10 protein-coding genes are annotated in these 10622 nt (G+C 61.1%); 4 read left to right on the plus strand and 6 right to left on the minus strand.

Annotated features, from left to right (window positions below):
• The 3 genes from AC1DUU_RS12285 to AC1DUU_RS12295 all read left to right on the plus strand — a co-directional run.
• On the plus strand, positions 1 to 680 hold a 680-nt coding region (locus AC1DUU_RS12285; RefSeq protein ID WP_476783698.1), incomplete at its 5' end, for an NAD(P)-dependent oxidoreductase.
• A gap of 946 nt (positions 681 to 1626) precedes the next feature.
• Positions 1627 to 2817, plus strand: coding sequence for a DUF937 domain-containing protein (locus AC1DUU_RS12290; protein WP_476783699.1), 1191 nt, complete (start codon positions 1627 to 1629; stop codon positions 2815 to 2817).
• 459 nt (positions 2818 to 3276) lie between these two features.
• Positions 3277 to 4650, plus strand: a complete 1374-nt coding sequence (locus AC1DUU_RS12295; protein ID WP_476783700.1) for a cation diffusion facilitator family transporter — start codon at positions 3277 to 3279, stop codon at positions 4648 to 4650.
• Positions 4651 to 4715: 65 nt separating this feature from the next.
• Here the strand turns inward: AC1DUU_RS12295 and AC1DUU_RS12300 are convergent, their stop codons facing one another.
• From AC1DUU_RS12300 to AC1DUU_RS12325, 6 genes are all read right to left on the minus strand, one after another.
• Positions 4716 to 5573, minus strand: coding sequence for an aminoglycoside phosphotransferase family protein (locus AC1DUU_RS12300; protein ID WP_476783701.1), 858 nt, complete (start codon positions 5571 to 5573; stop codon positions 4716 to 4718).
• Positions 5570 to 6892 carry a hemolysin family protein gene (locus AC1DUU_RS12305; protein ID WP_476783702.1) on the minus strand — a complete coding sequence of 441 codons (1323 nt, stop codon included), beginning with the start codon at positions 6890 to 6892 and terminating at the stop codon, positions 5570 to 5572. Before AC1DUU_RS12305 ends, AC1DUU_RS12300 begins: the two co-directional genes overlap by 4 nt.
• Positions 6893 to 7000: 108 nt before the next feature.
• Positions 7001 to 8233: an HlyD family secretion protein gene (locus AC1DUU_RS12310; RefSeq protein WP_476783703.1), complete on the minus strand. Its 1233-nt coding sequence runs from the start codon at positions 8231 to 8233 to the stop codon at positions 7001 to 7003.
• Positions 8234 to 8236: 3 nt separating this feature from the next.
• On the minus strand, positions 8237 to 8737 hold the full coding sequence (locus AC1DUU_RS12315; RefSeq protein WP_476783704.1) for a hypothetical protein: 501 nt from the start codon (positions 8735 to 8737) through the stop codon (positions 8237 to 8239).
• A gap of 185 nt (positions 8738 to 8922) precedes the next feature.
• Positions 8923 to 9117 (minus strand): hypothetical protein, encoded by a 195-nt coding sequence (locus tag AC1DUU_RS12320; RefSeq protein ID WP_476783705.1) that lies wholly within the window; start codon positions 9115 to 9117, stop codon positions 8923 to 8925.
• 551 nt (positions 9118 to 9668) lie between these two features.
• Complete coding sequence (locus AC1DUU_RS12325) at positions 9669 to 9842, minus strand: hypothetical protein (RefSeq protein WP_476783706.1); 174 nt, start codon at positions 9840 to 9842, stop codon at positions 9669 to 9671.
• A 238-nt stretch (positions 9843 to 10080) separates the two neighbouring features.
• Between AC1DUU_RS12325 and AC1DUU_RS12330 the strand changes: the two genes are divergently transcribed.
• A complete protein-coding gene (locus AC1DUU_RS12330; RefSeq protein ID WP_476783707.1) occupies positions 10081 to 10386 on the plus strand; it encodes a hypothetical protein in 306 nt (101 codons plus the stop codon).
• Positions 10387 to 10622: the final 236 nt, after the last annotated feature.

A 10622-nucleotide genomic window follows, 5' to 3' on the forward strand; every position in this document is an offset into this window, starting at 1 on the left:
CCGACAACCTCACCCAATACATGACTGAATATGTGCTGTGGCGGGTGCTTGATCACCATCGCCAGGGCCAACTCTACCGCACGCAGCAAACCAAGAAGGCCTGGCACGAACCGCCGCAGCGGCCGGCCGAGGACATTTCGGTCGGCATCATGGGCATGGGCAATCTCGGCCGCGCGTCGGCTGAGGTGCTCAAGACCGTTGGCTTTCGCATCAATGGCTGGAGCCGCAGGCCCCAAGAGGTCGCCGGCGTGACCACCTTCAGCGGCGATGCCGGGCTGGTGCCGTTCCTCAATGCCACAGACATCCTGGTTGTTCTGCTTCCGTTGACGGACGCGACCAAAGGCATCATCAACTATGGCCTGCTTAAGGAATTGCGCCGGCGCAACGGGTTGGGCGGCGCTGTGCTGATCAATGCCGGGCGTGGCAAGCTGCAGCGCGACGCCGACATTTTGCGTGCACTCGACGACGGCACGCTGAAGGAAGCGAGCCTCGACGTGTTCGAGGTCGAGCCACTGCCCAAGACCAGCCCGATGTGGAACCACCCCAAGGTGTTCGTGACGCCGCATGCTGCGGCGACCTCCGACCCAGCGCATCTGGTGCCAGCCATGCTCAAGCAGATGGATGCGTTTGAGCGCGGAGCGCCACTGGAAAATGTCGTCGACCGAAACGCGGGATATTGAGGCGTGGCACTCCGCTTCTTCCCAAGCGGGAGAAGGTATGGTCGTGCACACCGCTGCCTCGTCATCCCGAGAGCCACACTTGTTCACYGCCACGCTCGCTTTMGCGCCTGGCCATTGTCAAAGAACACTCCCATTTTCGGGAGGTAGTTCGGGAAGCGGGGCGCGAGGCCGTGCCTTCCGAGTAGATATTAGCTGGCGCGACCTCGCGCCCCGCTCGGTGTCTGTCCCAAGGTTGGCCGGTCACAGCGCYGCTCCATGTACATTCCATGGACAATCGCCGCGGCTTTTCCGCATTTCCCCGCCGCGCAGCATTCCATTTGCGGAAACCTGCACCGGAAAACGCCGGCCTGTCGTCGGGCCCTCGGAGCCACGGATACCGACACCGTGGCGGGAGGTCACCGCCGCCCTTCCTGATACCCGGTGCGCACCAGGTCCCGTAAGGACGATGGGGGAATGATACGGCAGGTTTGGAGGGCGTGGAAAAGCGCGCGCGGCTATCCACGCTGCATGCTGACAGAGGGTGACAGATGGTGGCGCTTTATGAGGCAAATCTTGCAGGTTGAAGGATCGCGATAGTTAAGGAAGGCGCACAAGGGAACGTCCCCGCCGTGGAAAACCTCTCCACGCCTGCTCTCAAATCACCACCATGCGTCACGTGGCATCTCGGCGAGCTGGGTTCAAAGGCCCCGACCGTCAACCTCGGCCATTTGTTCAAAGACCGGGTGCGGTACGTGGGTTGCTGACGGCTTCCATAGATAGCCTCGGCCCGCGCGGGCGCCGCCACCACATCTAATTAGACGCAGCTTAAATACAACTGGTGATACGACCGCACGGCTGTTAAACTCAGTGGCTGGACCTAGCCGTCCAATAGCCCGACCACGGCGGTTTCCCGTGCAGTCATGATCGCCGAGGTCCCCTACACTCCCAACACAGGAGGAGGACGATCGTGGCAACAAATCTCATCTCGCTCGTAATGCAATCCCTGACACCCGACATGATCAGCAGGATCGCGGCTGTTTTTGGCCTGGACGCCAACGCGACACAGAAGGTCGCCTCGGCAACAGTACCCGCGCTGTTCGGAGGGTTCGCCAAGGTGGCCGCCACGCCTGATGGAGCGCGAAAACTCTATGATACGGTGTCGCAACAGTCGCCTGGCATCCTGGACAGCTTGAACAGTGTACTCGGTGGATCAGGCCAAAAGACCCTCGAGCAAAACGGGCTAAATATGGTTTCGTCTCTTTTCGGAGGCTCGACCACGCAAACGCTTGCCAGCACGATATCCAGATTCGCCGGCGTCGACCCCGGCGCATCCTCGTCTTTGCTCGGACTTCTCGCCCCCGTGGTTACGGGCGCACTGGCAACGCAGGCCACCGCCGGCAATCTTGATGCATCGGGCCTGGCCCGGATGTTGAGTTCGCAGAAAGCCAACATCCAGGCTGCACTGCCCGCCGGATTTGGCGACCTCCTGAAGGGATCAGGCTTGCTCGGCGATATTGCTGGCGTGGCCGGACAGACCACCCGCGCCGCAAGCCCGGCGCCGCAAACCGCAACCTACGCCCCTCAGCCGGCTTCGCGAGCAGCCACATCCACAGCTTCGTCGATGAACTGGGCATATTGGGCCATCCCGCTCGCCGTCGTTCTGGCCGCCGGATGGTGGATGTTCGGCCATAGAACGACACCGCCCGTCAGGGAACAGGCCGGAACGCAAACCCAGCCGATGGCGGCCTCCCCGGAAACGACAGCATCCGTTGCCCCAGGCGGCTTGGCAGCCAGCGCCATGCAGGCTTTGACAGCACTCAAGGGCGTGCCTGGTGGGACCGACATTGCCAACCAGACCACTTCCGCACTCGATCTGCTGAACAACTCGTTGAATGGGGTCAAGGATGCGGCAACCGCCGAGACCGCCCTGCCCAAGCTTCAGGACGCGCAGGCGCAATTCGGCAAGATTGGCGGACTTGCCGCGCAGCTGCCAACGGCAGGGCGTGGCGCGCTCGCCACCGTCATCACGGCCTCAATGCCGACGATCAACAAGCATCTCGATCAGGTCCTGTCGATACCTGGCGTCGCGGCGATCCTGCAGCAACCGGTCGACGCGCTGCGCACCAACCTGGAGACCCTGGCGAAGGCTCCGGCTTAAGCCTCAGCACCCGGGCTTAGCCTCGGTCGCTGCGTTTGGTTCCGATGACACGTCTCAGCTGGCCATTGCTGGCGCAGGCAGCTTGTGCCGATTGACCAAATTGCCGAGCGCTGCTGCTGCGCGCCGGTTCATGTCAGGGTGTAAATCTTCCACGACAACGTCATCGGCCRGCCTTGGAGAGATGCGGGTCGGGCGCGGCGTGTCTTGCTTCTGCAAATGCGCACATGCAAATGGCTCTCAACAGCAAGCAATTGTAATTGTTGACTTTTTTCAGCCTTCAGCTTGCTTGACTGCGTATCGGGGAGTAGCAACCGCTTGCAAGCGGGAGCGCGTCAACATGCTCGCGCAAGCCGCGTGGCGCGCCCGGTCGGTGTTTCACCGGCTCTGCAAGACCGAGGTCGATCAACCTCCAGGCGCACGACAATCCATGTCGCCGCTTGTCCGAAGAAGAGAAATTTCATGCAAAAAGACAAAGAACGGGTGGCGCTCGTTTCGATGCTGTCGAGCGCGTTTCTTGCCCTTTCGAAGTTCGCAATCGGCTTTCTGACCGGCAGTATCGGCCTCATTTCGGAAGGCGTTAATTCGTCGTTGGATTTTGTCGCGACGCTTGTCACCTGGTGGGCCGTGCGCGTCAGCAACAAGCCGGCCGATGAGGTTCACCACTACGGCTACGGCAAGATGGAGAGCATGGCCGCCCTGTTCCAGGTCCTGCTGCTGTTTGGCGCTGCCGGTTGGATTGGGTTCGAGGCCATCAGGCGCCTTTTCGGTGAACCGCACCAGATCGAAGCCGCCCCCATCGCGATTGCAGTGCTGGTGGTGTCGATCATTGTCGATTTTTGGCGTGTCCGGGCGCTGCGCCGGGTTGCGATGGCGACAGGCAGTCCTGCGCTTGAGGCGGACGCCTTGCATTTTTTTGCTGACATGCTCTCCTCAGGTGTCGTCCTCATCGGCATCGTTCTCGTCACCCTTGGCTACCTGTCGGCCGACGCCATCGCCGCGTTGATTGTCGCCTGCTTCATCGTCGTGGCTGCGGTCAAGCTTGGTCGCCGCGCCTTCGCATCGCTGGTCGACGCGGCACCGGAGGGCATGGATTCGACGATCCAGGCGGCAGTGAACAAGGTTCCCGATGTTGTTGCAGTCATTCGCACGCGGGTACGCATGGCAGGTGCCGCCCCCTTCGTCGAAGTGCTYGTCGCCGTCTCCCGGGCGCTGTCGCCCGAGCGCCTCGCCAGCGTCAAGGCCGAAATCGTGCGCGCCGTGCATGAGGGATTTCCGAACGCCGAAGTGACTGTCGAAACCGAAGCACGGTCGGTTGACGACGAAAGCATCGAAACGCAAGTTCGCATTATCGCGGCGAACCGGGGCGCCGCCATCCATCGGCTGACCGTGCAGCGTGTGGGCAAGGACCTGTCGATCAGCCTGGACATTGAAGTGGACGCCGACCTCAGCCTCGACCAGGCCCATGCCGTCGCAAGCGACCTTGAGGCCGCAATCCGCCAGGAAGTCGGCAAAGATACTGAAATAGACACCCATATCGAACCCAAGACGGCCGAATGGCTGGATGGCGGGGCCCCTTCAAGCGAGGAGCATCGCGACATCGAGCGCTCCTTGGTCGCGTCCGCAGCGCAAGGAGGGGTTGTGAAGGACGTCCACAATGTTCGCATCCGCGCGACGAGCATCGGGCTGATCGTGAACTTTCATTGCAGGCTTCCGCCTGACATGCCGGTGACGGAGGCGCATGCCGCCGTCGACCAGTTGGAGCGGGAAATCAGGTCCCTGCATCCAAATGTCGGCCGCGTCATCGGCCACGCCGAACCAGCGCGGCAGAGATAGGCGCCGAAGCGGCGATTTGGCGGAGGGGCAAGCCCCAAAAATCGGCGCGACCGGTGGCCGTGGGCTCAGGATTTTTGCGGCGATGGTCCGCGCATCAACGTTTCCAGTCCTGCTTCGAGCGCATTTGCATCGCCGTGCTCCACTCCAAAGAGCACGTCCAGCAGTGGGAAGGTGCCGCGATAGAAGCGGACACGGTCCCGCATCATCGCCATGTCTGGATAATGCGGCTCCATCAGCGCAACGAAATCATCGCCCAAGCCGGCAGACAAGCTTGCAAAGTCATAGGCTGGATCGCCGGGTCCGGATCCGGCGAAGTCGATGATGCCCGAAACGCAGCCACCGTCGATGAGGATATTTCCCGGACCGAAATCGCCGTGGATGATGGCTCGTGCCGGAGGTTCGTTGCCATCTGCGAGGAAACTGTCGAACCGATCGCGGATGGACGCGCCGATTTCGCGAGGCACAAGCGGAAACACCTTTGCCTCGACCTTGCTGAACAGATCGCGCCATTCGGCAAGATGGTCATCTGCTGCGCGGGCTGGCAGGGCGTCGAGGGCAATGGCGTGAATATCACGGAGAAAGCCCGCGAGGCTACTCGCCAGTTCCTGTTTGTGCTCGTCATCCAGCTCTGCGACTGAGAGCAAAGGTTTGCCCGGCAATTTGGGATGAACCGCGATTGCATGCGTGCCGATGGTGCGCAGTTCCGTTGCGGGTACAGGCAAGGGCAGCTGCGAGGCCAAAACGGCAAGGACGTTGGCTTCCCACGCAAGATCGCTTCGGGCCTGGCTGTGCCGTGGCACCCGCACGATCAGTGTGTCGGTGGCCAGAACGAAATTGTTCTGCCCAGTGTCGATGACAGACGCGGACAGCATTTGTGGAGCGTGCAGGGCTGCCGCGATTTCCGGCACTGTTGGATGCATCATCCAGCCCCCCGGCGGGCGAGCAGCTTGTCGATGCGCTTGCCATCCATGTCGATGATCTCGAAGCGCCAGCCCTCATAGTCAAAGGTTTCACCGGCATCCGGAAGGTGGCCAAGCTGGAACAGGGCAAAGCCGGCAATCGTGTGAAAATCACCTTCCGCCGAACCCGATCGGAAGCCGAGGCGCGCAAACGCGTCGTGCGCCAGCATCATGCCGTCGATCAGCAGCGAACCATCCTCGCGCACGACGATGTCTGCTTCTTCTCCTTCCACGCCAGGCAGGTCGCCGGCGATGGCTTCAAGCAGATCGGTCTGCGTGACGATGCCTTCCAGGCTGCCATATTCGTCGATGACGATCGCCAGGCGCACCGGCGCTTTCTTGAATTGCTCAAGCACGCGGAAGATCGCCGTTCCCTCGTGAACGGTGACTGGCTGGCGGATCACTGCCATCGGATCGAGAGCCTTGCCGTCGAGCACCTGCTCGAGAAGGTCCTTCTTCAAGATCATGCCCAGCGGTTCGTCGACGTCGCCGCGGCCGACAAGAAGCTGCTCGTGGCGGCATTCGCGGATGGTGCGCAGCATCTCCTCGGGACTATCGTCGGCGTCGATCCAGTTTACGTCGCGGCGCGGCGTCATGATGTCGGCGATACGCCGGTTGCCGATGTTGAAGACGCGATCAACGACCTCCTGCTGGGCTTGATGCAGCAGTCCCGCCTCCTGGCTCGCCGCGACGAGAAGCTTCAGCTCGTCGGGTGAATGCAGCGACCCCTCCCCCGTCCCCGGACGCAGCCCGCAAAGGCGCAGGACGAGATTGCCAAGCCCGTTGAGCCCGATGATTGCCGGACGGAGCAAAAGCAGAAACAGGCCGAGCGGACGCACGACCCATAGGGCGGTAGTTTCGCTGCGCTGGAGGGCAAGGCTCTTGGGCGCGAGTTCACCCAGAACGATGTGCAGCGTGGTGATGATGATGAAGGAGATCGCAACCGCAAACGCGTGAGAACCTACCGTTGCAAGCGGCCCTGGCAACGCGCTCAACAATGGTTCGATCAAATGGGCGAGTGCGGGCTCGCCGACCCAACCCAGCGCAAGCGACGATATGGTGATACCGAGCTGGGTGGCCGCGAGATTGGCGTCGAGATTGTCGACCGCGCGCTTCAAGGCCGAGGCATTGTGCCTGCCGGCATTGACCAGTTCGGTCACCCGGCTGCGGCGGACGGCGACGAGAGAAAATTCGGCCGCGACAAAAAAGCCGTTGGCGGCAACGAGCAGAAGTACGGCGAGTATGCCGAGCAAATCGGACATACTGCCATCGGAACTAGACATGGTCTCCTTTTGGGCGGCAGGCCGCCACGGGCTGTGGATGGGAAACCCACCTATAGCATGGCTTTGTCGTATTGCTACGACTGCGCCCGGGACGGCCTACGATGCCTGTCAGTGCCCTCCGAAGACCAAAGTCTGCATGGGAAGGAGTAAGGCCTGCAACCGAAGGATCATCGCATGGACCAGGCCGACGGTGTCGATGACATGAAGGAACAACCAGCGCGGCGTGCTTATGCTTGGATCGGCGAGCGCATCGTGATTGTTGGTATAAGTGTTGGCGATGCAACTGCCACCAGGGGGTATGCCTTCAAGCTGGCCGGCAAAAAGCGGCTCCAGAAAAACCGTGATCGTGCCTGGTTGCGCCATCTGCTGGATGTCGACGAGTTGATCCGTCGGGCGGACCTGACCGGCGGCGATGACATCTTGGACCTGTGTCACCACCATGGGAATGATCGTGTAAGGTTTGCCCAGGCAGGTCGCCTCGGCGATCATGCCGACCTTCAGCACCTGTGACTCGATCTGCCCGAAGCCTGCGATGAGCGCGACCTTGCCTGCCTCAGCCGGGACGAGGATACCGGCGGGCCGTAGCAGCGGGTTGACGACGTCGCCCGGCCTAAGCGTGAATTGCTGAAGGGTGCCTGCGACACCCGCACGCACAAGTGTCTTGTCCAGCGCGACCTGCGCCTGTGCCAGCGCAGCTTCGGTGCTGGCTTTCTGGGCTGGCAGAAGCGAGGAAATCTTCGTCTCCAGCGTCAGCTTGTTTGACAGAGCGGCATCAACCGCGCCCTTGCGGCCGTCGGCAGCCACCTGCAGGCGTTCGATCTCGCGCACCGCGACGACGTTCGGATCCCGCCGCCGCAACTCCGTCCTGGTCTCAAGCTCGTCCAGCGCCTGCTGATACGCGCCTTGTGCCTGTGCGATCACGCCGTCCGCCGCCGCCAGCTCAGTTTGCGCCACAGTCGCCTCGGCGTCGATCTCCGCTATGCGCCGACGCGCGGACTCCCGCGCAGCCTCCTGCTCGGAACTGTCGAGCCTGAACAGCGGCTGGCCGGCTTCAACCTTCTCGTTCAAGCCGACGAACACCTCCGCGACGCGGCCGCCGGATTCGGGCAGGACCGAGATCGTACGGAACACGGCCGTGACATTCGACGTGGTGGGATGGAAGTAGAAGATCAGGGTGATCAGCGAAATCGTCAGGATCAAGCAGGCCGTGATCCCCCAGCGCAGCTCGTACCACATGGTGTAGAGCGTGATCTCATGCCTGATCCGCTTACCCTGGACATAGCGGCGATAGAGATAGTCCGGAAAGATCGTGAGCATGGAGCAGAGCATCAACTCAAGCATGGCTCAGTTTCCCTCTTTCGGCGCATGCGCCTCACCTGTCGAACCGGGCTTGATCGGCGACGGCCCGGCGCGATGCGTATCGTGTTCTCGTGCCGGCGTTTCGGGCGGCTCCGCGAATGCCTCAGGGGCACCGACAGGCCCAGAGCCGGTCGCCATTGCCTGCTGGATATCGCGTCTTCCAACAAGCTTTTCGAGAGAGGCCGCAATCGACTGCATCGGCGTGGAGTAATCAGGAAACTCGACCATCGCTAACAACAGCGCTGCGATCCAGAACAGGTGATTGTGCGTGATAAGGGAAATCAGCGCCAGGACGGCCACAAGCTCCATCTGCACCTTGCTGGTGCGATGCGACATGCGCTCCGGCACGGCATGGAGCTGGAAGTACAGATTGCCGATGGCAAGTACGACCACCAGCAAGAAGACGGCCATCACGTTGAAAAGGATATCCGTTTGTCCAGGCGCAGTGATGAAGAACGGCAGATGTTCGATCGCCACCGGGTGCATCGGCGGCGCCTCCTGAGCAAAGGCTAAGGAGCTGAAGAGCAGGCTGGGTATCCACAGGACTGCCGCCGGAAGTCCCGAACGCATGAACGATGACATTTGTCCTACTGCCCTCTCTATGCAAGCCAGGCGCGGCGACCGGCTTCAGTTGGAACGCTGCAGTGCTCGTGGAAGAAGAATCGTGACGGTTAATGTCGAAGCGGCGTGGCTAATTCCCTATTCAGATGAGCAGTTCGTGCGTTGACGATTGCGTCGACGGCGCGTTGCAGCTCCGATTTCGCCAGATTAGGCGCAAATTTTTGATGGAGCCAATAGCCAAATGCAAGCAACGCCAAAAAACCGCTGACAATACCGTGGGAAGCCGTCTGCTGCGGCAATTGCATTGGCCACGCCTACATCGATGGCAGCCGCGCATCGCTGCCTGGAGTGCGTTCAGACCGACGGGCATTCGGCGACGAAGCGCTACTGCTTGTCAGCCAGCGCCACGTTTGATTACCTTCGCTTGCTGCCTATCAGGAGACTGCAATGCCAAGATCATGGTTTTTGTCGACGGGACTTGCTTTTGCCCTGCTGGCCTCGCCGGTGGCGCTTCCTCCGGAGGCAAGTGCCCAGTCCAATGTCAACATCAGCATCAGCGTTGGCACCAATCTCAACAGAGGCAGAGGGATAAGCTGCAGTCAGGGCGAAAGGCTGCTTCGCAATCGCGGCTTCCGGGATGTGCGCCGTGTAGACTGCCGCGGTCGGTTCTTCGTCTATCGGGCATGGCGAGGAAACGCTCGCTTCGAGATCGCTGTCAGACAAAGCGACGGCCGTGTCGTCGACATGCGCCGCATCAGTGGCAGAAGATAGTCCTGGGCATGAAAAGCCGGCCGGGTCGACCCGTTTGATGAGCCGCCTGACGGGCGGCGAGAGTGGTGGGTCGGCGCAACAAAGCCTATCCCGCGATCGATCCGACGACGAGCGCGCCCATGACTGCCGCAGTGGCAATAATCGCTACCATGGTGATGGTTTGAACAACCCCGATAGTGGCAGCTGCGGCCACCACTRCAGCCAAGGCTACAACCGCTGTGAACACCAACACAGGCCTCTTTCGCAGAACTTCGATCATGGACTCGATCCTTTCTTCTTTCCCCCTTATCTAACGCCCCGCATTTGAAACGCCATATCGCGCACCTGCGACATGAGGACCGTTGCAGGGGAGGATTTAAGCCAACGACCTCCAGCCTGTGAGCCAAGCGCGCTATCGACACGCTCCACCTGACTTGAAACTGTCACCCTCCGTTTGACGGGTGCCTCGGATCGCATCGGCCCTTCGCGCGTTTGTGTAGCGAATGGGAGCCAGATCAATGAACGTCGCTAACCTGCAACTCGAAGGCCTGTTGATGGCCATTGCATCTATCAATCATGTGCTTGTCCGCAAGGGCGTGCTGTCGACCGAGGAAATCGACATCGCCTTGCGCAGGGCCGAAGCGAGCGAAACAGCCGAGGAGCGATCCGACGGCATGTCGTCGTCGAACCGGGACGCCATCAACTTCCCCATCAGACTGCTGGAACTGGCCAACCGCTGCCAGCCCGAAGCGGATATCCCCTCGTTCTCTGCCCTGGCCCGAATGGTGGGCCAGATGAAAGAGCCCTACAACGACCAGCTGTGAGATAGGGCTCCGGGGAGCCGCGTGGACACTTCGCCGGGGAACATCAGAATAACGTGATGCAATATGGGTTGCCCCCGCCATAACGGCTGGTTACGCTCCAACATAATCAGAGAGCGAGAACAAACCGGCAAAAGCGCCCCAACAAAGGCAACTCATGACCGAAATCAGCAAAGCGGCAATCGCCTACTCAGCCCTTATCCTGCTCGCCAACGTGACCTTGGTATATGCCATCATGG

It is taken from the genome of Aminobacter sp. P4_H6_2 (genome assembly GCF_056400805.1).